Origin of the sequence: Litorilinea aerophila (assembly GCF_006569185.2) — a bacterium.
Taxonomy (GTDB): domain Bacteria; phylum Chloroflexota; class Anaerolineae; order Caldilineales; family Caldilineaceae; genus Litorilinea; species Litorilinea aerophila.
In genome coordinates this window covers 64,220-86,871 of record NZ_VIGC02000006.1, presented here as the reverse complement: position 1 = coordinate 86,871, position 22,652 = coordinate 64,220, and the positions used below count along the sequence as shown (strand labels likewise).

General features: G+C 67.7%; 18 protein-coding genes. 7 read left to right on the top strand and 11 right to left on the bottom strand.

The genetic code is table 11. The annotated features are described in order from the left end of the window. Positions 1 to 175: 175 nt before the first annotated feature. The 3 genes from FKZ61_RS05815 to secD form a co-directional block, all read right to left on the bottom strand. On the bottom strand, positions 176 to 1,216 hold the full coding sequence (locus FKZ61_RS05815; protein ID WP_229964160.1) for an MDR/zinc-dependent alcohol dehydrogenase-like family protein: 1,041 nt from the start codon (positions 1,214 to 1,216) through the stop codon (positions 176 to 178). A gap of 128 nt (positions 1,217 to 1,344) precedes the next feature. Further along, the gene (gene secF / locus FKZ61_RS05810; protein ID WP_229964159.1) at positions 1,345 to 2,295 is read right to left on the bottom strand and encodes a protein translocase subunit SecF; all 951 of its coding nucleotides are present in this window, start codon (positions 2,293 to 2,295) and stop codon (positions 1,345 to 1,347) included. A gap of 115 nt (positions 2,296 to 2,410) precedes the next feature. Beyond that, a complete protein-coding gene (secD, locus tag FKZ61_RS05805; RefSeq protein ID WP_141609138.1) occupies positions 2,411 to 3,805 on the bottom strand; it encodes a protein translocase subunit SecD in 1,395 nt (464 codons plus the stop codon). Between the two features lie 205 nt (positions 3,806 to 4,010). On the opposite strand from secD, the gene FKZ61_RS05800 reads away from it, so the two are divergent. From FKZ61_RS05800 to FKZ61_RS05790, 3 genes are read left to right on the top strand one after another with little or no spacing between them, the layout of a single operon-like run. Then, positions 4,011 to 4,949: an AAA family ATPase gene (locus FKZ61_RS05800; protein WP_141609137.1), complete on the top strand. Its 939-nt coding sequence runs from the start codon at positions 4,011 to 4,013 to the stop codon at positions 4,947 to 4,949. 55 nt (positions 4,950 to 5,004) lie between these two features. Next, on the top strand, positions 5,005 to 6,300 hold the full coding sequence (locus FKZ61_RS05795) for a DUF58 domain-containing protein (RefSeq protein ID WP_141609136.1): 1,296 nt from the start codon (positions 5,005 to 5,007) through the stop codon (positions 6,298 to 6,300). Then, positions 6,297 to 7,769 (top strand): DUF4129 domain-containing protein, encoded by a 1,473-nt coding sequence (locus FKZ61_RS05790; RefSeq protein ID WP_141609135.1) that lies wholly within the window; start codon positions 6,297 to 6,299, stop codon positions 7,767 to 7,769. Before FKZ61_RS05795 ends, FKZ61_RS05790 begins: the two co-directional genes overlap by 4 nt. On the opposite strand, the gene FKZ61_RS05785 is transcribed toward FKZ61_RS05790, so the two are convergent. From FKZ61_RS05785 to FKZ61_RS05750, 8 genes are all read right to left on the bottom strand, one after another. Then, positions 7,766 to 8,743: a metallophosphoesterase family protein gene (locus FKZ61_RS05785; protein WP_141609134.1), complete on the bottom strand. Its 978-nt coding sequence runs from the start codon at positions 8,741 to 8,743 to the stop codon at positions 7,766 to 7,768. The two genes, FKZ61_RS05790 and FKZ61_RS05785, sit on opposite strands and share 4 nt — an antisense overlap. A 26-nt stretch (positions 8,744 to 8,769) precedes the next feature. Then, positions 8,770 to 9,831 carry an SAM-dependent methyltransferase gene (locus FKZ61_RS05780; RefSeq protein WP_141609241.1) on the bottom strand — a complete coding sequence of 354 codons (1,062 nt, stop codon included), beginning with the start codon at positions 9,829 to 9,831 and terminating at the stop codon, positions 8,770 to 8,772. Positions 9,832 to 9,846: 15 nt separating this feature from the next. Continuing rightward, the gene (gene purB / locus FKZ61_RS05775; RefSeq protein ID WP_141609133.1) at positions 9,847 to 11,271 is read right to left on the bottom strand and encodes an adenylosuccinate lyase; all 1,425 of its coding nucleotides are present in this window, start codon (positions 11,269 to 11,271) and stop codon (positions 9,847 to 9,849) included. A gap of 594 nt (positions 11,272 to 11,865) precedes the next feature. Further along, positions 11,866 to 12,333, bottom strand: a complete 468-nt coding sequence (locus FKZ61_RS05770) for a type II toxin-antitoxin system VapC family toxin (RefSeq protein ID WP_141609132.1) — start codon at positions 12,331 to 12,333, stop codon at positions 11,866 to 11,868. After that, on the bottom strand, positions 12,330 to 12,605 hold the full coding sequence (locus FKZ61_RS05765) for a type II toxin-antitoxin system Phd/YefM family antitoxin (protein ID WP_141609131.1): 276 nt from the start codon (positions 12,603 to 12,605) through the stop codon (positions 12,330 to 12,332). The genes FKZ61_RS05770 and FKZ61_RS05765 overlap by 4 nt, the downstream gene beginning before the upstream one ends. A gap of 419 nt (positions 12,606 to 13,024) precedes the next feature. Then, positions 13,025 to 13,900, bottom strand: a complete 876-nt coding sequence (locus FKZ61_RS05760) for a hypothetical protein (RefSeq protein ID WP_141609130.1) — start codon at positions 13,898 to 13,900, stop codon at positions 13,025 to 13,027. A 3-nt stretch (positions 13,901 to 13,903) separates the two neighbouring features. Further along, positions 13,904 to 14,224 carry a hypothetical protein gene (locus FKZ61_RS05755; protein ID WP_141609129.1) on the bottom strand — a complete coding sequence of 107 codons (321 nt, stop codon included), beginning with the start codon at positions 14,222 to 14,224 and terminating at the stop codon, positions 13,904 to 13,906. A gap of 62 nt (positions 14,225 to 14,286) precedes the next feature. Then, a complete protein-coding gene (locus FKZ61_RS05750) occupies positions 14,287 to 17,445 on the bottom strand; it encodes a CHAT domain-containing protein (RefSeq protein WP_141609128.1) in 3,159 nt (1,052 codons plus the stop codon). A 243-nt stretch (positions 17,446 to 17,688) separates the two neighbouring features. On the opposite strand from FKZ61_RS05750, the gene FKZ61_RS05745 reads away from it, so the two are divergent. The 4 genes from FKZ61_RS05745 (at position 17,689) to FKZ61_RS05730 (ending at position 22,646) form a co-directional block, all read left to right on the top strand. Then, positions 17,689 to 18,156 carry a GNAT family N-acetyltransferase gene (locus FKZ61_RS05745; RefSeq protein ID WP_141609127.1) on the top strand — a complete coding sequence of 156 codons (468 nt, stop codon included), beginning with the start codon at positions 17,689 to 17,691 and terminating at the stop codon, positions 18,154 to 18,156. A gap of 27 nt (positions 18,157 to 18,183) precedes the next feature. Further along, positions 18,184 to 19,461 (top strand): hydroxyacid-oxoacid transhydrogenase, encoded by a 1,278-nt coding sequence (locus tag FKZ61_RS05740; protein ID WP_141609126.1) that lies wholly within the window; start codon positions 18,184 to 18,186, stop codon positions 19,459 to 19,461. A gap of 288 nt (positions 19,462 to 19,749) precedes the next feature. Then, positions 19,750 to 21,468 (top strand): ABC transporter substrate-binding protein, encoded by a 1,719-nt coding sequence (locus tag FKZ61_RS05735; RefSeq protein ID WP_141609125.1) that lies wholly within the window; start codon positions 19,750 to 19,752, stop codon positions 21,466 to 21,468. Positions 21,469 to 21,566: 98 nt separating this feature from the next. Further along, on the top strand, positions 21,567 to 22,646 hold the full coding sequence (locus FKZ61_RS05730) for an ABC transporter permease (RefSeq protein WP_141609124.1): 1,080 nt from the start codon (positions 21,567 to 21,569) through the stop codon (positions 22,644 to 22,646). Positions 22,647 to 22,652: the final 6 nt, after the last annotated feature.

The following is a 22,652-nucleotide window of genomic DNA, read 5'->3' as shown; positions in this document are numbered from 1 at the left end:
TCGGCGGATCGATCGCCGGGGGGCGGCGTGGTGACCACCCTGGGTTGCGCCTGGCGGTCAATGACCTGAGCCGCATCGCCAGCGGACGCGTCGCTGCGTCCTTCCATCGTTTCGTTTTTCGCCATTGAAAAACTCCTCTCGCTTCAACCATGCCCCACCAGGCATGGATCCTGAATTACGTCAACGACAAGAGAACCTTGAGGACGCCCCGCTGCCCGGCCCGTTCCAGGGCGGCCAGCCCCTCCGCCAGGGGGAAGTGGTCGTGAATCAGGGGGGCCACCTGCACCGTTCGCCGGGCCAGGTGGCGCAGGGCCGGTGGGAACGGGCCACAGCGGCTGCCCACCAGGCGGATTTCGTTCACCACCAGGTCGCTCAGATCCACCGCGGGCGGCGCGCCCGGGAAGGTGCTCTTCAGCACCACGGTCCCCCGGGGCCGCACCAGGTGCCGGGCCAGGGCAAAGCCCCGGGCCGAGCCCACCGCTTCCACCACCACGTGGGCAGAGCGGGGTTGGAGGAAGGAATCCACCTGGTCGCCCTGGATGCAGCAGGTCTGGATGCCCATGGCCGCCACCACCGCCAGCTTTTGCGGGTGATGGCCCACCACGGTGAGGTCACATCCTGTGAGGGCCAGAACCTGGGCCACCAGCAGCCCCAGGCGGCCGTCCCCCAGCACGTACACCCGGCTGTTGGGCGTCACTTGAATCTGCTCCAGGATTTCGCAGGCCGCGGCCAGGGGTTCGGTGAAAACAGCTTCCTGATCGGGGAGGTCATCGGGGACGGGGTGCAGGTTGGCCAGGGGCAGGGCCAGGTAGTCGGCGAAGGCGCCGTCCCGCCCCAGGATCCCGATGCTCTGCCGGTTGGGGCAGTGGCGCTCCAGGCCGTGGCGGCACCAGGAGCAGCGGCCACAGCCCACGTTGATCTCCCCGACCACCCGGCGACCCACCCAGGTGGGATCGTCGGGGGCAGCGACCACTTCGCCCACAAACTCGTGGCCCAACACGCCCCGGAAGCCGCCCTTGTAGTTGGCCAGCAGGGCCAGGTCGGTGCCACAGATGCCGGCCAGGCGCACCCGGATGAGGGCCTCGCCCGGCTGCAGCGTGGGCACCGGATAATCGGTGCGCAAAACGGGGCCACCGTCTGTCAACGTCAGGGCGCGCATGGCGGTGGGCAGGCTGGAGGCGGTTTCCCGCCGGATCTCTTCAGATTGAAGGTGCATATCAGAGGTTGTCGATCAATTCTAGCCGACACCAGGGCCGGCCTCAGGGCGCCCGATGTGGTCGTCTTCGGCCGGGGGCGCCAATCAAAAACGGCGAAGCCACACGCTCCGCCGTTTCCACGGTCAATTTACGCCAGCACCTGCCGTCCGTCCGCCAGGGGAGCCGTATCGTTCCCCTTGTGGAGCAGGGAGCCTTCCTCCCAGGCCACCAGCAGCGCGGTGGCGTTGAAGATGGAGCTGTAGGTTCCCGAGATCATGCCCACCATCATGGTGGCCATGAACTGGCGCAGGCTGGCCCCGCCCAGGACCAGGATGGCCACCAGCACCAGCAGGACCGTCACCTGGGTGGCGATGGAACGCTGCAGGGTTTCGATCAGGCTGCGGTTGGTGACGGTGGCGAAGCGCTCGTTGCGATAGCGGCGCAGATTCTCCCGGATGCGGTCGAAGACCACGATGGTGTCGTTGACGCTGAACCCGATCACCGTCAGGATCGCGGTGAGGAAGAGGGCGTCCACCTCCCAGCCGGCGATCAGGTTCATGACACCGATGAAGGAGATGGTCACCAGGACGTCGTGGACCAGCGCGATGACGGCACAGGTGCCGTAGCGCAGGGGGTGGGAGACCTGGCGAAAGGCCCCGGCGATGTAGATCAGGATCAGGACCGACGCCACCACCACCGCGATGAGCGCGGCCCGGCTCACTTCGCTGCCCATGGTGGGGCCGATGCTGCGGTACAGCCGCTCCTCGAAGGGGCCGAAGCGCGCGGTCAGGGCCTCCGCCAGCTGGGTCTTGGTCTCGATGTCGATGCTCTTCAGCTTAACCTGGACGGTGCGGTCATCCTCCACGTTGAAGGCGGCCGTGTCGGTGAAGCCGGCATCCACAAAGATCTTGCGCACATCGGCAGGGGCAACCGGCTCCGAGAAACGGATCTCCCACAGGGTTCCGCCGGTAAAGTCGATGCTGAGGGGCAAGGGGGTGCCGTGGGTCGCCATGGACCAGATCATGAAGATGATCCCGGGCAGGATGAACAGGGCAGAGATGGTAAACCACAGCCCCCGTCGTTCCACGATGGCATACATACGCTCGGTCTCCCGAATCTGAATGCTAAGGCTCATCTCCCAAATGTGTGCCAACTTGCCTGGTTCCCTGTGAAGTCGGGGTGGGTAGCGCACATTTGGGGTAGAGGAACCAATGTTAATAGTTCAGCAACGTGCGCGATTCCAGCAACTTCTGACCGCCACCGGACAGGAAGGCCCGCATGAAGGTCCGGGTGATGAAGACCGCGGTGAACATGGAGAGCACCACACCGATGCTCAGGGTGACCGCGAAGCCCTTGACCACGCTGGCGCCGAAGGTATTGCCGAACCAGTAGAGGACGGCACAGCTGATCAGGGTGGAAAGGTTCCCATCCCGGATGGCCGGCCACGCCCGGCTGAAGCCCGCCTCCACGGCCAGGCGCACCGTGCGGCCCGACCGCAGCTCCTCCTTCATCCGCTCAAAGATGAGGATGTTGGCGTCCACCGCCATGCCCACCGAGAGGATGAAGCCGGCGATCCCGGCCAGGGTCAGGGTGACGGGGATCAGCTTGAAGAGGGCCAGGTTCAGAATCACATAGATCACCAGGGCCACGTCGGCCAGGAGGCCAGGCAGGCGGTAGAGCAGCAACATGAACAGAAGCACGGAGACGATGCCGAGGATGCCGGCCTGCAGGCTGCGGGCCACCGAATCTTGCCCCAGGCTGGCGCCGATGGTGCGGATGTCGATCACCTTGAGGGGTACCGGCAGGGCACCGTAGCGCATCTGGACCGCCAGGGATTCGGCTTCTTCCCGGGTGAACTGGCCGGTGATCACGCCGCTGTCTCGGATGGCGGCCTGGATGGTGGGCGCGGAGAGCACCCGGCCGTCCAGGACGATGGCCAGGGGCTGGCCGATGTGCTGACGGGTGTACTCGTAGAACTGCTCGCTGCCCTGGCCCGTCAACTCGAAGTTGATCTGCCACTGGTTGAACTGATCCTGGGTGGCCACGGCGTTACGCAGGATCTCACCCGTCATGACCGTCTGAAAGACCTGGTCCGGGTAGGGGATATCGGCGGGCGGGGCGTTGCCGGCGTCGATCTCCGCTTTGAGGTCCTTGGCCAGGGTGGGGTGGTTGGTGGTGTTGATGATCATCCCCTGGCGCAACAGCGCGCCGCCGGGATCCACGAACTCCAGCTGGCCGGTGGAACGCAGGGTCTCCACTGCCTGGTCCGGGTTATCCACGCCGGGCAGCTCCACGATGATCCGGCTCTCCCCCTGCTTCTGCACCACGGCTTCGGCCACGCCCAGGCCGTTCACCCGGTTCTCCACAATGATCTTGGCCGTGTCCATGGTGCCCTCCGGGGGCGTCTGGCCCTCCGGCAGGTCGGCCTCCAGCAGAACCTGGGTACCGCCTTGCAGGTCCAGGCCCAGCTTCAACCCCAGGGGGCTGTCGGACTGACCCGCCGCGCCTGTGCGCTCCAGCCAGGACGGATGGGGCACGGGAAGCACGATGTACAGGGCGAAGAGGGAGAGGAGAATCACCAGTACCAGGACTATCGTGTTATTCCGCATAATCTATTTTGCTCCAGCTTGGCTGTGCGGACGGTACTTTTCCATAAACCAGCTCATTATAGGTTGCCCCCCCAGGAGTGTCAAATTGGGTGGACAAATTCCCAGGCCACCGCAGTTGACCGGCTCTCCCTTTGGCGCTAGACTGGCAGAAGAATCCAATCCATCCGGGCAAGCGCCTGCCCGGACAGTGGAAGGCTCATCCACCATGAACTGCGCCCAATTTGCCGAGATAGTCCAGTCGAATATCGCCCGGGTGATGGTGGGCAAAGAGGCCGTGGTGGAGCTGCTGCTGGTGGCCCTCCTCTGCGACGGCCATGTGCTGTTGGAAGATGTGCCCGGCATCGGCAAGACCACCCTGGCCAAGGCCCTGGCCCGCAGCCTGGACGGCAGCTTCGCGCGCATCCAGTTCACGCCGGACCTGCTGCCCAGCGATGTGACGGGCATCAACTACTACAACCAGAAGACCCAGGAATTTGAGTTCCGGCCCGGCCCGGTCTTCAGCCAGATCCTGCTGGCCGACGAGATCAACCGGGCCACGCCCCGCACCCAGTCCAGCCTGCTGGAGGCCATGCAGGAGCGCCAGGTCACCGTGGACGGCCAGACCTATCGCCTCTCCCCGCCCTTCATGGTCATCGCCACCCAGAACCCCATCGAGCTGGAGGGAACCTTCCCCCTGCCCGAGGCACAGCTGGACCGCTTCATGCTCCAGATCGCCCTGGGCTACCCCTCTCTGGAAGAAGAGCGGGAGATCCTGTTGCGCCACGGCCGCCAGGATCCCATGGCCGGGCTGGAGCCGGTGGCCACCATGGAGCAGGTGCGACAGCTGCAGGAGGAGGTGCGCGGGGTCCACGTGGCTGAAGATCTGTTACACTATATTTTACAGGTAGTGCGCCGCACCCGCGAACACGAAGCCGTCCGCCTGGGAGTTTCCCCCCGGGGCAGCCTGGCCCTCTTCCGGGCCAGCCAGGCCCTGGCCGCGCTCCGGGGTCGCCCCTACGTGATCCCCAGCGACGTGCAACACCTCTGCCGCCCCCTGCTGACCCATCGCATCCACATCAGCCCCCAGATCCGGCTCCGGGGGCGGACACCCGCCCAGATCGTGGACGAGATCGCCGAGACTGTGCCCGTGCCGGTGGTGCAATAGCGTGCTGCGTGGAGCGTACCGTGTTTCACGCACCACGCCCCCAATAGGAAAGATCATGTCAACCTGGCCGTTTCTTCCCAAGGGACGCCGGCTGGACACCGGCAAGGATACCCAGTTCAGCGACGCCTGGATCGTCCTGGGCCTGCTCCTCACCCTGCTGGGCCTGGCCCTGGACCACACCTTCCTGACCATGGCCGCGGTGTTCCTCTTTGTGGTGGTGGGCAGCAGCTGGCTCTGGGCTGCGGCCAGCCTGAACGGCCTGCACTACCGGCGCCGCTTCAGCGAAGAGCGGGCCTTCCAGGGCGAAACGGTGACCCTGACCCTGGAACTCCACAACCGCCACTGGCTGCCCCTCCCCTGGATCGCAGTCCGGGATCGCTTCCCGCCCGAGCTGCCCGTGGCCCAGGTGGAGCTGGACTACAACCCCACCACCCATCAGGCCGACTTCAACACCTTCTGGAGCCTGGGCCCCTACCGCCAGGCGGTGCGCCAATTCACCGTGCAGTGCAGCCGCCGGGGATTTCACCGCTACGGCCCGGCCGTGGCCACCACCGGCGACGGCTTCGGCTTCTTCAACCGCCGGGGGCTGGTGGCAGGCGAGCAACGGCTCATCGTCTACCCCCGCCTTTACCCGGCCCAGGCCCTGCGCCTGCCCACCAAAAACCCCTTCGGCGCGGTGCGCACGGCCAACCCCCTCTTCGAAGATCCCCTGCGCACCGCAGGCACCCGGGAATGGCAGTCCGGCGACAGCCTGCGCCGGGTCCACTGGAAGGCCACCGCCCGCCTCCAGCAGATGCAGAGCCGGGTCTACGAGCCGGCCGAGGAACCCCTGGTGATCTTCTTCCTGAACGTGACCACCCTGCCCCGCCATTGGCATGGCTACATCCCCGAGCTGCAGGAGCGCACCATCAGCGTAGCGGCCAGCCTGGCCGCCCTGGCCGACCAGGAACGGCTGGCCACGGGCCTGGTGGCCAACGGCGCCCTGCCGGGCAGCGACCAGCCCATCCGGGTACCGGCCAGCCGCAACCCGAACCAGCTCACCCTGCTGCTGGAGATGCTGGCCGCCGTCACGCCCTTTGCCACCCAGCCCATAGAGCAACTCCTGATGGAGCAGGCGCGGCAGCTGCCCTGGGGTGCCATCCTGGCCGTGGTAACGGCCGTGGTCCACGACGAACTGCTGATCACCCTCCAGGAGCTGGCCGCGGCGGGCCGCCGGCTGGTGCTCTTCACCCTGGCGGCAGAACCCCCCCGGACACTGCTCCCCGGCGTGGACATCTACCACCTGCCCCACCTGGTGGAGGATTGGGTGGCGCCGGTGCGGGTAGATCTGGCGACGGAGTCCCGACCATGATCCTGGGCCATCCCCGCCATCGGCTCATCTTCATCGCGCTGGCCGGCATGGACGCGGCCTGGTTTGCCCCCTTCTGGCTGCTCCTCTGGCAACAGGCGGCCAGCGGGCCTCCCTTCCCTGGCCTGCCCGAACCGGCCCGCCACGCAGCGCTCTTCCTGGGCCTCTGGGGCGGCCTCCTGGCCTACATGCTGGCCGCGGACCTCCTCAACCGGTCCAGTCTGCCGTCGCCCTGGCGGGACCTGGTCCTGCTGGGCGGCATGGGGCTGGCCACCCTGGCCAGCATTCGCCTGCTGCTCTATCCCCTGGCCCCGCCCCTGGACTTCGCGTGGCTGCGCCACACCGGGGTGGCGATCTTCGGCTTCGCCCGCCGGCTGCGGCCGGAGCTGGCCCTGGTGGTGGCCAACTTTTTCCTCTGGTTGCGGGTGGCCATGGCCAGCGGCCGGGAGCTCAGCTTCTTCAGCGTGGGCGTCAGCTTCCGCCTGGGCATGCTTCTGGCCATCCTGGGCAACGGCCTGCTGACCGCCTGGACGCCCACCTCCACCGGGGTAGCCCTGCAGGGCTTCGTCCTCTTCTGGGCCTTGGGCCTGGCCGCGGTGGCCCTGGCCCGCATGGAAGAGAAGGCCCTGGCCGCTGGCCAGAGCCGGGGGAGCGGACCTTCGTGGAGCCAGCTCTGGCCCCTGCCGGTGGCCATCGCCCTGGTGTTGGCCACCGCCCTGGCCCTGACCCGGCTCTACACGCCGGCCCGGCTGGGCGCCTTCTTGGGCTGGTTTGCGCCGGTGTGGGAAGCCCTTCGCTGGATCCTGCTGCGGCTGTTGTGGCTGCTTTTCGTGCTGCTATCGCCGGCGCTGGAGGGGCTGGTGGCCTACCTGCGAGGCCTGATGGGGGAACTGCCGGCACTGGAACCCGTGGGGGAGACGACCTTCGGCCCGGAGAACGCCCCCACCCTGGGGCAGCTGGTGGAGGCGTGGAACTGGCTGGGCTACTGCCTGGCCGCGGGCATCCTGCTCCTGGCCTTTGCCCTGGTCTGGCTCTTTTTCATGCGCATCCAGCGGGAGGCCCCGGCGGAGGACGAGGAAGAGATGGCCGCCGAAGAGCTCTCCTTCAGCCCGGGCCGGCTGGGCGAGGGCCTGGCCCGACTCCAGGCCTGGTGGCGGCTGCTGCGCCGTTTCGGCCTGGGTTCCGGCCTGCTGGCGGCCCTTTCCGTGCAGAACATCTACGCGAACCTGACCCGCCTGGCCCGGCGCCGGGGCTACCCCCGCCGGCCCGCCCAATCGCCGGACGACTACCTGCCCACCCTCTGCCAGGCCTTCCCCGGCCACCAGGAACGGCTGGCCCGCATCACCGCCGCCTACATGCAGGTCCACTACGGCGACATCCCCATCGACCCCGACCACCTGGCCCAACTCCGCCATGACTACACGCAAATCACCACCCCATCCCCCCAAGCTCCCAATCACCAGGCCCCCTAATCACCCAATCCCCTCATCCCCCACAACGGATCCCGCGCCCGCACATACCCGTCCCGCCCCGTGGCCGCCACATAGGCCGCGAACGTGCTGTCGATGTCTTCGTCCGGCTCCATGCCCCGCTCCCGGGCCCACCGGTAAAAGAGAATGATCTCCGGCTCCGCCGTCACCAGCTCCCAGTAGAAGAGCCGGGTGATGACGCCGCCCGCCTCCATCATGCCGCTCTCCTCGTAGGCAGCCAGGGCCGGCCGACGGTCGTACGGCACCCGGTGATGGGTCACCCGCCAGCCGCCCGGCTCCACTGCTTCGGGCACACTCTCCAGGATGGCAAACTGGGCCGCGGGGTCACCGTTGAGGGGCAACCCCACGCTCCCCGGGTTGATCACATGCCAGTGTCGCGGCCCGTTGGGACAGGTGAACCGGTTGGGGTGGGGATCGGCCAGGAAATCCTGGACCATGTCCGCGTGGAGGTAGACGTGGCGATCCACCTGGACGTGGGTGTGGGCCGAGATGAGGGTCTCCTCGGCCACGTGGGCCACCGCGGCCACGATCTCGGCCGCGGGCTGCTGGCTGTGGAAGCCGACCCGATTCTGACCGGGGACGCCGTGGGCCACCCGAACCGGCGCGGTGTCGGGCAGATAGAGGGTGCGCTCATCGGGCAGCATGGCCAGGTAGGCCCCCTGCTCCGGGGTCAGCTGGGCCGCCAGCCAGTGGAGCTGCCCCCAGCGGGCCGGGTCCTGGTACTCCACCCCGGCCTGGGGCGAGACATAGTCCAGGTAGTAAAACTCGTGGTTGCCCCGCACCACCACCCAACCCAACTCCCGGACCCGGTCAATCACGGCTGCGCTGAAGGGCACGGCATTGATCAGGTCCCCGTTCAGGAGGATATGGTCAGGCTGGAGCCGTTCCAGCTCGGCGATGACCGCCTCCAGGGCGGGCAGGTTGCCGTGGATGTCCGCGAGCACGCCCAGTCGCATAGTCCAACTGCTCCTTCAGGGCCCCATCACGAACGGGGGCGGAGATAGACGGTAATTTCGCTGCGGTTGTGGAAGAGCTGCCGGGCCCCGGCCACGGTGTACGCCCGGCGCAGAATCTTCAGCGCGTGGTCCAGGACCTGGCGCCGCCCCCGGGCCGGGAGCTTCAGGGTCATCAGCGCCCACCCATCCGGGTAGAGCTGGCGGGCATAGGCCACCATCAGTCGGGCCGAATCCCGGGCGTCCATGCGCATGTCGTTGACGATGATGTCGAACCGATCCGGATCGTCGGCCAGGTAGGCCTGGGCGGTCATGCGCTTGTGGCGCACCGCGGGATCTGCCGCCAGCCGGGGGTCCAGCTCGCCGGGATCCACCGCCGTCACGTACTGCTGATGCTGGCGCAGCACCCGGGTCCACCCCCCTGGCGCCGCGCCCAGATCCAGGGCCACGCCCCGGGGCGTCAAAGGGATCTGGAAGACTTCCAGCGCCTCCAGCAGCTTGAACTCGGAGCGGCTGATCTGGTCCGGTTCTCGGCTGAAGCGGCGCATCCCTCCGGCCCAGTCGGAGAGGTTCTCCGCGGCCAGGGAGAGGCCCAGGTAGGCCCGGGGCGCGACCCCGCCTTCCCCTGCCACACAGACCACCGACAGCACCTGGACCGGCGCGCGCACATCCAGCGGCGCGCCGGCCACCTCCTGGACGGTCTCGGCCAGGCGGCTGTTGACGTCGAAGGGCTTGTAGGGCAGCGGGCCCAGCACCCGGGTCTGCACCGAGAAGGGCAGGGCCGGATCCATCCACGGCGCCAGCTCACCCGCCACGTAGAGGGCCAGGGTCTCCAGGTCCCCGGTGTCGCCCTGGAGGGGCAGGCTGACGTGGACCGGGCAGATGTGGCGGACGAAGATGGGGGGTGCGGCTTGCCAGGCCGCGGCCAGCTCCTGGAAAGGGCGCCCGGTGTGGACGAGCAGCACGCCGGGCGCCAGGGCATCCGTCACCTGGGCCTGGGGGTCCGCCTGCTGCAGCTCCTCCTGGGCCAGGTCCACGAAGTCCGGGTCCGCGGTCAGGATCAGTTGGGTGGTCTCGGGCGTGGCGTGCATGGTCACGGCAGGGGCTCAGCCGGCCCGCTGGGGGAGGGGCTCGGCCAGGGCGGCGCGGATGGCTTCGGCCATCTGGCGGGCCCGCTCCGGTGCGTCGCCCACATGGCCGGAGGCATCCATCAGGGCCGGGATCTGGGTGGCCGGCACGTAGCGGGTGATGCGGGGGTCCGTGGCCAGAAGGGAGACCAGGGGATTCTCCTGGCCTGCCTGGAGGGCCTGCCAGGCGGCCAGGCTATGCTCCCGGATCACCTCGTGGAGCTCCTGGCGGTCGCCGCCGGCCCGCACCGCGGCCATGAGCACCCGCTCGGTGGCGGCGAAGACGCCGTAGTTTTGCAGGTTGCGGGCCGTGGGGCCGGGCCAGATGTTGAGGCCTTCCACCAGGCGGCGGGCCCGGCGCACCACTTCGTCGGTCAGCAGGAAGGCCTCGGGCAGCACCAGCCGCCGGTTGCCGGAGTCGTCCAGGGTGCGTTCCAGCAGGCTGAGCGCGGCGTTGTCCCAGGTCACCCGGGGCAGCGCGGCCACCAGGCGGGTCAGGCTGTCGATGTTCTCGGCGTGGATGGGGTTGCGCTTGAAGGGCATGGCGCTGGAGCCCACCTGCCGGGCGCCGAAGGGCTCGCTCCACTCGCCGAAGGGTGGGCTCTGGAGGATGCGCAGGTCGAAGGCGAATTTGTGCAGGCTGGCGCAGAGGCCGGCCAGGGCGTTGAGGACCAGCCAGTCCTGCTTGCGGGGGTAGGTCTGGGTGGCCACGGGGAAGGCCTCCAGCCCCAGCTCGGCCATCACCCGCTCCTCCAGCTGCCGGGCGGTCCACCCGGTGCCTTCCAGGAGCTGGGCGTAGCTGGCGCTGGTGCCCACCGCGCCCTTGAGCCCCTTGCCCCGCAGGTTGGCCCGCACCCGGCGCAGCTCCTGGAGGTCGGCGAGGAGGTCCTGGCCATACTGGGCCAGGCGGTAGCCCACGGTGGTGGGTTCTGCAGGCTGGATGTGGGTGAAGGCCATGGCGGGGGTCTCCGCCTCCTGGTCGATGCGCTGGGCCAGAAGGTCCAAGAGGACTTCCAGCTCCACCAGGATGAGGTCCAGCGCCTGGCGCAGGCGCAGGGCATCCACGTTGTCCTCCACATCCATGGAGGTGGCGCCCAGGTGGATGATGGACCCGCCGATGGGGCATTGTTCCGCGTAGGTGCGGATTTCGGCCATGAGGTCGTGGTGGATTTCCCGTTCGATCTCGGCGGCCCGCTGGATGTCGATGTCGTCCTGGTGGGCCCGCAGGTCGGCGAGCTGTTCGGCGGAGACCAGGCCGGCCTCATGTTGGGCTGTGGCCAGCGCGACCCAGAAGCGGCGCAGGAGGCGGCGCTTTTCGGCCTCGCTCCAGATCCGGCGCATGGCCTCGCTGCCGTAGCGCCAGGTCACCGGTGAGAGATAGGTTTCGTGGTCGAAGGTGTTCATGCGCCTCAGTTCCAGGTTGGACGGCGATCTTGCCGCCGGTTTGCATGGGATGCAGCATGTCCCCTCCATTGTACACGAAGCCTGGGCTGATCCCCACATCGCCGGCCCGTCCAGGTGGGCGTACCGGTCGCCCCGGCCCTGGCGGCGGGCGGGCACGGCGGCCCGCCCCGACGGGAACCAGCGCCATTTCTTCACCCGCCTGGGTGTGGCGACAACGGGCGGGGCAAGCCCCGCCCCTACAGGAATCGGTGTCCTGTCGCGGCTGGCACCATCGGGCGGGCACGGGGGCCCGCCCCTACGGGAACCGGCACCACGTGGTAGGCGGCAGGGCGAATCATGATTCGCCCCTACATACGGCGCATCCGTCGTCCTCCCTTCACGTGCCTGGGTGTGGCGACAGCGGGCGGCTGGGGGCCGCCCCTACGGGTATGGGTGTCCTGTCGCGGCTGGCACCATCGGGCGGGCACGGGGGCCCGCCCCTACGGGAACCAGCGCCGTCCCTTCGCCCGCACGGGTTTGGCGCCACCGTGCGGCCGGAGACCGCACCTACGGAAGCCCGATCCCCTTCGGATCAGGCGGATGCGGAGGTGGAGCCTACGATGCTCGTTGCCACGAAGCCAGCAGAGCTGGCAGATCATCGGGGTGTGGCGAGAGGCCAGCCCGGACCGCGGCCTGCCAGAGGCGAAGATCGAAGGCGCTCAGCGTCACTGGCTCTCCCACCATCTCCTGCCAGATCAATGCTGAAGCCAGATGAACGGCATCATAACCCCGCAAACCGTATTCCCAGGCTAAACTATCAGCGCGGGCCACCACCGTTTCTGTAATGGGCACTCGCACCAGGTGAGGCCATTCCCGGCGAAAGATCTGCAAGGCTGTACGGGTTTCCTCCATCTCCAGCATTCCCATGCGCATGGCCTTGGCCAGGGCAGCCGCAACTTCAGCGCGACTGATCATGGCCGTACCTACCAGCTCTGCCTGTGCAATGGCCTCGCCGACCTGTTCAGAGCCTGCCTCGGCTACGTACCGCTTAACAAAGGCGCTGGCGTCCAGGTAGAGGATCACCGACGATCCTCCAGGAGCAAGTCGGCCACAGTGGGGTGGCGGCGCAGGCGGGCCGGCGGCGTGAGGGCTTGCAGATGATGGCCATCCCAGGCGAGCATACCCAGGTGGGTGAGTGTCCGGGTGCGTTCCTCCGCCCCGGGCTGGACGGGCACCACACGGCCGACCGGCTTCCCCCGTTCGGTGATGAGAACCGTTTCGCCAGCCTTGACCCGCCGCAAATAGCGGCTAAGCCGTGCTTTGAATTCGCGAATTCCAACGGTTGCTTCTTCCATGGCATCAGTCTCCCCAGTCCATCTCTATTCAGATGGGGTCATATTGTACAGCGATGAGACCTCACGAGACAAGCGACAACGGGCGGGCACAGAGGCCCGCCCCGACGGGACATGGCCGCTATCCGCGCGGATTGGACGCCATGGGTACGTAGGGCGGGTCTCTGGCCCGCCGGTGGTGGCCACCCGGCCCCGACATCACCGTGCGGCCGGAGACCGCACCTGCGGTAGGGGCGAATAATTATTCGCCCCTACATATAGCGCAGCCGTCGCCATTCCTTCGTCTGCCCGGGTGTGGGGACATCGGGCGGGGCAAGCCCCGCCCCTACAGGAATCGGTGTCCCGTCGCGGCTGGGGACAGCGGGCGGGCACAGGGGCCCGCCCCCTCGCGTCCGGCGCCATCCCGTTGAGTGGGCGGCCAATCAAGGTAGAAAACCGCGGCCCAGGTAGTTGGTGAGCTGCCGGCCCCACTTTCGCTCCTGATCCAGAGGCGGTGGACGCAAGCCCAGGGCATCGTAGAGGGAGAAGCGGTGCACGTTGAAGGCGGCGCGCAAGAGCTCGCCGTAGACGCCACCGGCCTGGAGGGCCTGCCCATAGGCCCACCAGGCGCCTGCCACCGCCACCACCAGCGCCCACCAGACCCACACTGTCCACACCAAAAACAGCAGGCTCCACAACCAGAGGCCGATAGCCCGGTCCAGCCGTAGGCGGGCCGCGACGAGTTCGCTCCGGGTCGCTTCTGGCAGCAAGAGCCACAAGGAGGGCCAGACCGCACGGGTGGCCAGGCCATAGCGCTCCCAGGCATGATCTTCCGCGGCCCGCAGGAGGTTGCCCAGCCGGGTGGGCAGCAGCCGGCGGTCGCCCGGGTAGGTGCGCAGCTCCTCATCCAATCGGCCATACTCCGCCAGCTCCTCCGGCGAGAGCTGGGCGAAGCGCTGGCCCAAAGCCGCATGGCGTAGCCGCATCTCCTTGAGGCGACCCCTGCGAAGCTGGCGCCGGCGCCGCCGGAGCAGCCAGGCTGGCCAGCCGTACCCTTCCAGCAGGCGCAGCACGGGCTTCTGCAACTGCTCGACCGCGGCCGCAGACCCGGCCACGATTATGATACCCCCCACGGCCAGCAGGATCTGCTCCACATCGGTGGCGGCGCGCAGGCGACCCACCGCGGCGGCCCAGTCGTGGGCCTGGGCCCAGGCCAGCAGACCACCTGCCCAAAAGAGCAACGCCGGGCTGAAGAGGCGGTCCACCCAACGCTGGGCCACGCCCGTAGCCACCTGGTCCCAAAACTTGCTGCCGAACATGGGCTAGCCTTTGCCGGTAGGGTCCGGCACCAGCGCCACCTCGTGCTCCGGGCAGATGAGCTCCAGGCCGGCGCTCGTCAGGTAGACCGCGTAGTGGGCCGGATCCTGGGGGCAGACGTAGCGGGGACCGGGCTCCTGGGGTGGATCCTCCCCCAGGGGCGGCGCATAGCCCGCCACGCGCATCAGTTCCCGCGCCTTGATGCGGGCCAGTTCATCGCCCTCCTCCGCCTGTGCCAACAGCGCCTCCGCCTCCTCCCGCTGTTCTGGGGTGAGGTCCGCTTCCTGCATTACTTCCCGCAACCGTTTCACATCCTGGTCGGTCATGGTGGATTTCTCCTGGTTTTGCACAATCTTATGCCGATTGTCTTGCACCGGACCTACAATGCTTACACCCCCGTGTAGGTGAAGGCGGCCCAGAAAAAGGGGTGGGCATAGCCGTCCTCATCCCGCAGGCGCATCTGCGCCCGGCGCAGGGCCTGGGGTAGGGAAAGCCCCTCGCGCTGCCAGGCTTGATAGAAGTGGGCCATGAGCCGGGCCGTGCTGACAGCCAGCACGCTCCAGAGGGAGGTCACCACCCCGGCGCAGCCGGCCTGGAGCAGGGCCGCGGGGAGCCCGATCACCTCATCCGGAAGTTCCAGGCCGGGTACGCCCGTCTCGCAGGCAGAGAGGACCGCCAGCCGCATCTGCACCGCCAGTTCCTGCCAATCGGCCACGCTCAGGACCCGGTCGTGGGCCAGCAGGAGGCCGCCAGCCAGGGGTTCTTGCCACCCGGCAAAGGCATGGCCGTTGAAGTGGAAAACCGTGTGCTCCAGCAGCCGGGCCCGCACTTCCGTCCAGGTGGCGGCGGCATGCCAGCGGGATGTGTACCCGCCGGGCCAGGCAGCGCGCACGGCCCTGGCTTCTTCACGGGCGGCCGGCAGGGGAGAGGCACTGGTGGGCTGGGGCTCCACCACTTGAAGCAGCCGGTCGGCGGGGGCGCGGGCAGCCATTTCCCGCGCGGCCAGCAGGGCCAGGGCGGAGGGCGTGTAGCGGAGGGGGAGCTCATCCAGCGCGTACCGCCGGCCGGTGGCTGCATTGTCGTCGGGCGTCCAGGCTGCGTGGAGGGGAAGCAGCCCCAGCAGGCCGGTGGGCACCAATACAGCTTCCCTGGCCCCTGCTGCGTGCAGGCGGGCGATCAGCGGGCCCATGGCCACGTCCCAAAGCCAGCGGGTGGTGGTGTTCAAGGTTTCCAACCAGTCGTCAAGGGCATTTTGGCGCTCCTGGGGCGACGTTTCGCCGTGCAGGCTACGCTGCCAGCGCCAGTAGGCACCCAGATAGCCACCATAGTGGCGGCTGCTGGGACCTTCCACATGATGCCGCACCTGCTCCCCGGTCAAATCGGGCAGCCAGACGGGGAGGACGCCGTCGGCGTTCCCACCTTCAGGGAGCACGACGAGGGCCAGGCCGCCGGCAGAGGTGGCGAGGAGGTAGGCCAGGGGGGCGTCCTGGGCGGCCTGCTGAACGGCGGCGAAGGTGGGTTCGGGCATGAAGTCGGGCGCATATCTCCGGACCTGCTCGATGGCTGCATCAAGTTCGTCTCGGGCTGCGCGCAGCAGCTCACTTAAGATCAGAAAGTCGCGCTTTCCCGGCGTTCCATCGGGCAATTGCGCCTCGGTCACCAGCTCACGAACTCGGCTCCGCCGGCCATCAAAGACATTCCACACCGCCTGGGGCACGGTGGGTGGTTGTTCCGTGCGCAGAGCCAGGGCTTCGGCCAACCAGCGGGCGCGATGACGTTCCAAAGCCAACACGGCTTCTTTCAGTCTGGATGGGTCGTTTTCAGCGATGCGAGCAAGGGCGAAGGCCAGCAAAGCCGGCATGGACTGGGTTTCGGCCAGTTGCGCCTGGCGGGCTTCGGGCGTGGGCGCCGCGCGGTAGAGCAGGTCGGTCACCTCCAACGCTGCGCGAGCCGAAGTCACTGCCTCTTCCCACGCATGACGCTCGACGTGGAGGCGAGCCAGGCTGCGCTGCACGCGACGATGGTCATCCGGCATCGCCTCCCGGGTCCTCACCTCCAGCGCCGCCCGGTAGTGCCCTATGGCCTGCTCGATGTTCTCCGCCCGCTCCCCACGGATGCGGGAATAGTAGGCGGTCGCCAGGTTGTTCACGGTCTGCGCCCACTCCACCGGCATCGCCTCCCGGGTCATCACCTCCAGCGCCGCCCGGTAGTGCCCTATGGCCTGCTCGATGTTCTCCGCCCGCTCCCCACGGATGCGGGAATAGTAGGCGTTCGCCAGGTTCATCATCGTCGTCGCCCACTCCACCGGCATCGCCTCCCGGGTCCTCACCTCCAGCGCCGCCCGGTAGTGCCCTATGGCCTGCTCGATGTTCTCCGCCCGCTCCCCACGGATGCGGTTACGGTAGGCGTTCGCCAGGTTCATCATCGTCGTCGCCCACTCCACCGGCATCGCCTCCCGGGTCATCACCTCCAGCGCCGCCCGGTAGTGCCCTATGGCCTGCTCGATGTTCTCCGCCCGATTGCCGAGCGGGTTCTGAGCCAGGCTGTTGCCCAGTTTACCCTGGAGTGCGGCCCATAGTTCCGGCAATGTAGTTCGATCGGTCAGGGTAAGGCCGCGACGGCACAGCTCCACCCGGCGGGGCATATCGAGGATCCCGGCCGGCCGGGCCAGTTCCTGCAGGATGGCCCCAAGCTCGGGGGGTAAAGACGCACGGCCCTGCGCCCCTACCTTTTCGGCGAACGCTTGCTCCACCCCCACCTCCCGGCAACGGCGCAGCAGGGCGCGGTGTTCTTCGAAGATGCCCACGGCGCGGTCGTCCCCCTGGATACGGGCGGCGTCCAGCAGTTGGCCCAGCAGGGCGTCGGCCTCGTCGCTCAGCAGTTCGGGGTGCTGCTCGACGATGCGCCGGGACTCGGCCCAGGTGTCGGCGTTGATAAAGGCCTGGAGGAGAGAGGCCAGGTCCGGCGCCCCTGCCGGCTCCTCTGCAAGCTCGCGGGCGGACTCTTCCAACCGGCGGTGGGCGTCGGGATTCTCCTCCTGCAGCCGCTCGATTTCCCGCTGCATCTGCTCCGCCAGCCGGCGCAGGGCCGCTTCGGGGTCATCGTCCAGGGCCAGGGGTAGCAGCGGCCGGGGAACGGCTGACAAGCCGTCCGCCACCCACTCGTCCTGCCAGGCGTCGCCCAGGCGCTCCCGCAGGCGGGCCAGCAGCCCGGCGGCCTGCTCCCGGTCCTGTTCGGCGGTGGTGCTTTGCGCAGGGGAAAAGAGCAGGGGCGGGATCCCGCGCGCCGTGGGGTGAGGCGATGCCTCGCCCTCACCCGCGGTGGGTGGGGTAAAAATCAGCAGGGGCGCGTCCTCTTCCCATGCGTGACCGCATTGGGGGCAGGTCACACGGTGCAGGGCGCCCTCTCGGGCCTGTTCCAGCAGGTCGGGCCGCGCGGCCCCATCCACGATGAGCCAGAGCTGGAAGTGGAAGGCGTGGCCGCAGGCAGGGCAGGTCAGGGGGACGGGCTCGGCGTGGGAGCTGTCCGGGAGATGGGTCGGGGACATGGACTTTCTCCTCTGGCAGGGGACCACCTGGGCCAGCAAGCCCAGGCGCCATCGAGTTTTCAAATCGAGCCGGCAAAGAGGTCGATGCCAATATAGCACGCAACCGGTGGTCCAGCAAGGGAAATTCCAGGGGCAGAGGCCCGCCCCGCCGCCCTGTTTGACAGCCGGGGGGAGTTGGGGTATCTTGCCTGGAAACGGTGACGTGAATCAACCCATCTGACCACCACCCTACATCCAGACCCCATGCTCGAGATAACCTATCTGGCCGACCACCCCCACCTGGTCCCCACCCTGGCCCACTGGCACCACGAGCAGTGGGGACGCATCAACAGCCACAAGACCCTGGCCGATCGCCTGGCCCGTCTCCAGGGTCATTTGCAGCGGCGGGCCATCCCCACCACCTTCGTGGCCCTGGCAAATGGGGAGCCGGTGGGCTGCGCCAGCCTGGTCCTGCACGACCTGCCCGACCGCGTGGACCTGACGCCGTGGCTGGCCAGCGTCTACGTGCTGCCCCAACGACGCCACCAGGGGATCGGCCGGGCGCTGGTGCGCCGGGTGGAGGATGAAGCCCGGGCGCTGGGTGTGCCCACCCTCTACCTCTATACGCCGGACCGCCAGCAGTTCTACGCCCATCTGGGCTGGAGCGTGGTGGAGGAGCGGGTGTATCGGGGGGAGGTGATTACGTTGATGGAGTTGAAGATTAAAGATTGAAGAAGATTGGGATTGGAGGAGGGAGGTATGGTTCTGGAAACGGCCTTCACCATGGATACGTCCAGCATCAAGTTCGGGCCGGGGGTGACCCGGGAGGTGGGCTACGACATGGCGGCCCTGGGCGCGAAGCGGGTGATGGTGGTCACCGACCCCCACCTGGCCCAGAGCGAGCCGGTGGCCATCACCCTGGAGGCGCTGCGCCGGGAAGGCATGGACCCGGTGCTCTTCGACCAGGTGCGGGTGGAGCCCACCGACGCCTCCTTCCAGGAGGCCATCCGCTTTGCCACGGAAGGCCGCTTCGACGGCTACGTGGCCGTGGGGGGCGGCTCCAGCATGGATACGGCCAAGGCGGCCAACCTCTACGCCACCTACCCGGCGGACTTCCTGGCCTACGTGAACCCGCCCATCGGCGAGGGGCGGCCGGTGCCGGGCAAGTTGAAGCCCCTCATCGCCATCCCCACCACCGCGGGCACGGGCAGCGAGACCACGGGGGTGGCCATCTTCGACTACGTGGCCATGCGGGCCAAGACCGGCATCGCCCACCGGGCCCTGCGGCCGGCCCTGGGCATCATCGACCCGGAGAACACCCGCACCCTGCCCCGCATGGTGACGGCCTGCACCGGGCTGGACGTCCTCAGCCACGCGCTGGAGTCCCTGACCGCGCTGCCCTACAACCAGCGCCCCGCGCCAGAGTCGCCCGCCCTGCGGCCGGCCTACCAGGGGGCCAACCCCATCAGCCACATCTGGGCCTCCCGGGCCATCGAGATGGTGGCCCAGAACCTGGTGCGGGCCGTGCAGGACCCGGAGGACGACGAGGCCCGCAGCCAGATGCTCCTGGCCGCGGCCATCGCCGGCATCGGTTTCGGCAACGCGGGGGTGCACCTGCCCCACGGCATGTCCTACCCGGTGGCCGGCATGGTGCGGGAGTACCGGCCGCCGGGTTACCCGGTGGACCATCCCATGGTGCCCCACGGGATGGCGGTGATCGTCAACGCGCCGGCGGTCTTCCGCTTCACCGCAGCGGCCAACCCGGAGCTGCACCTCTACGCGGCGGGCCTCATGGGCGTGGATATCCGGGGCGCGGACCCCGGCGACGCGGGGGAGCTGGTGGCCGGCGCGTTGATCGACCTCATGCGCCGGACGGGCATGCCCAACGGCCTGGCCGCGCTGGGTTACACCGCCGACGACGTGGACGACCTGGTGGCCGGCACCCTGCCCCAGCACCGGGTCACCAAGTTGACGCCCCGGCCCTTCACGCCCGAAGATCTGAAACAGTTGTTCCTGGATTCCATGGTGCTGTGGTGAGGTTCAGAGGCCGGTTCCGCCCCTGTTCCCCTGGTTGAAAAGGTGGGAGCCTTGCGCTATACTTGCGCTGTGATGTCTGGCCCGGGCCAGCCTGGGGCAGATATGGCACCCCCTTCCGGTCGCAAGACGCCCGTCGACGGGTGATCCCGGCGGAGAGCGGGCAGCCGAATTTCCGCCGTGACAGTTACGCCAGCCAGTCCGAGTCTACGCCCCGGCCCTCCACCTGCCACCGGCGGTGGTGTGGCCCAGTCCTTCATCGGCTTCGTTCAACGACAAAAGGAGAAAGGTATGAAACCACACAAACTCCTCACGTTCCTGGTCATCGGCCTTCTGTTTGGGCTCCTGGCGGCCTGTGCACCGGCCACCCCGGCGGCACCGGGCGGCGAGGCCCAGGCGCCAGAGGAACATCCCACCGCCGAGGCCACCGCGGAAGAGGCCCACGAGGAATTTGTCCCCACTTCGGTATCGGCGGAGAGCTGCGACTACGGCGGCAAGATCCTCTCCATCGAGGCGGTAGACCCGCTGACCGTACAGTTCAACCTCTGCAGCCCGGACCCGGCCTTCCTGGCCAAGGTGGCGTTTATCCCCTTCGGCATTCAGCCGGCCGAGTGGATCGCGCAGACGGGCGGCACCGGCGAGCTGCTGGAGCACCCCATCGGCACCGGGCCCTACATGATCGAGCAGTGGGACCGGGGCAACCAGATCACCTTCAAGCGCTTTGACGACTACTGGGGTGAGCCGGCCTTCGCCGAGACTGCGGTCCTGCGCTGGAACCAGGAGGGCGCGGCCCGGCTGCTGGAGCTGCAGGCCGGCACCGTGGACATGATCACCAACGTCAGCCCGGACGACTACGAGCGGGTCCAGGAAGACCCCAACCTGCAGCTCATCACCTCGGAAAATCCCAACATCTTCTACCTGGGCATGACCAACACCTTCGAGCCCTTCAACGACGTCCGGGTGCGCCAGGCAGTGGCCATGGGCATCGACCGCCAGCGCATCGTGGACAACTTCTACCCCGCGGGCTCGGAAGTGGCCAGCCACTTCACCCCCTGCTCCATCCCCAACGGCTGTGAAGGGGAGGCGTGGTACGATTTCAACCCCGAGCGGGCCCGGGAGCTGCTGGCCGAGGCCGGCTATCCGGACGGCTTCTCCACCTCCATCTACTACCGGGATGTCTTCCGGGTCTACCTGCCGGAGCCTTCCCTGGTGGCGGTGGAGATCCAGAACCAGCTGCGGGAGAACCTGGGCATCGAGGCCGAGGTGGTGGTGATGGAGTCCGGCGAGTTCATCGCCGAATCCACCGATGGGCGGCTGGATGGCTTCTACCTGTTGGGCTGGGGGGCGGACTATCCCCACGTGACCAACTTCCTGGACTTCCACTTCGGGCGCAACAACCCTCAGTTTGGCGAGCCGTACCCGGAGATCTATGAGCCCCTGGAACAGGCGGCCCAGATTGCCGACCCGGCGGAAGCGGCGCCCCTCTATGAGCAGGCCAACAACGCCATCAAGGAGCTGGTGCCCATGGTGCCCATCGCCCACGGGGCTTCCGCGGATGCGGCCCGGGCCGATGTGGAGAACGCCTATGTGCCCCCCTTCGGCGCCACCAAGTTCGCCCGCCTCAACCCCGGCGGCCGGGACATCCTGGTCTACATGCAGAATGCGGAGCCCATCAGCCTCTACTGCGCCGACGAGACCGACGGCGAATCCCTGCGGCCCTGCCAGCAGGTGGTGGAGGCCCTGCTCCAGTACAAGATGGACTCGGGTGAAACCGAGCCGGCCCTGGCCACCTCCTGTGATCCCAACGAGGATCTGACCGTGTGGGTGTGCCACCTGCGGGAGGGCGTGAAGTTCCACGATGGCTCCACCCTGGACGCCAACGACGTGGTGGCCTCCTGGGCGGCTGGCATCGACGCCTCCAACCCGTACCACACCGGCAATACCGGCGGCTTTGACTACTACGCTTACCTGTGGGGTGGTCTGATGAACGCCCCCGAGGGAGGCCAGTAAGGTTTCAGAGACGGGCCTTCCCGGTGGGTCGGGAAGGCCCGTCTCTTGTTCAAGAGCCCCTTTTGCCGGGGAATCATAGAAGGCAATAAAAAAAGGCCATGTTCCGCTACATTATTCGCCGTATCCTTTATGCCATCCCGGTGTTGTTCGCCATTTTGTTGGTGACCTTCACCCTGGCGCGCCTGATTCCTGGGGACCCCTGCAAGGCCATGTTGGGCGAAAAGGCCACCCAGGAATCCTGCGAGCGTTTCAACCGTAAATTTGGCCTGGATCAGCCCATCCCCACCCAGTTTGCCCTGTACATGGGCAATATCCTGCGGGGCGATCTGGGCGACTCCATCCGCTTTGGCCGCCCCATCGCGGTCATGCTGGCCGAGCGCCTGCCCATGACCATCGAGCTGGGGCTGACGGCCATGTTCATTGCCGTGCTGATCGGGATCCCAGCGGGTTTGCTTTCCGCCCTGCGCCGAAATTCGGCCATTGATGTGGTCACCATGGTGGGCGCCAACTTTGGCGTTTCCATCCCGGTCTTCGTCCTGGGGCTGTTGCTCATCTACGGCTTCGCCGTGTTGCTGCGGGATACGCCTCTGGCCCTGCCCCCGTCCGGCCGGCTTTCCCCCGGCGTCTCCTCCCGGCCCTTCTACGACCAGTTCGGCTGGAACGTGGATCAGAGCACGCCGGGCTTTTTGTTGTTGAAATTTGTCGCCAACATGTACGTCTTCAACGCGCTGATCACCGCGGACTGGCGGGTCCTGGGCGATGCCTTGAAGCACCTGCTGCTGCCAGCCCTGGCCCTCAGCACCATCCCCCTCTCCATCATCGCCCGCATGACCCGCTCCAGCGTGCTGGAGGTGCTGGGCCAGGACTACATCCGCACGGCCCGGGCCAAGGGTCTGCACAACCGGCTGGTGGTCTTTCGCCATGCCCTGCGCAGCGCGCTGCTGCCCGTGGTGACCATCATCGGCCTGCAGACAGGGGCGATCTTGAGTGGCGCAGTGCTGACGGAGACCATCTTCGGCCTTTCGGGGGTGGGGCGCAGCCTGTACGAGGCGATCACCTCCCGGGATTTTCCGGTGATCCAGGGCTTCACCATCGTCATCGCCTCCATCTACGTGCTGTTCAACCTGTTGGTGGATATCTCCTACGCCTTCCTCGACCCCCGGGTTCGACTGCGATGAGGTATT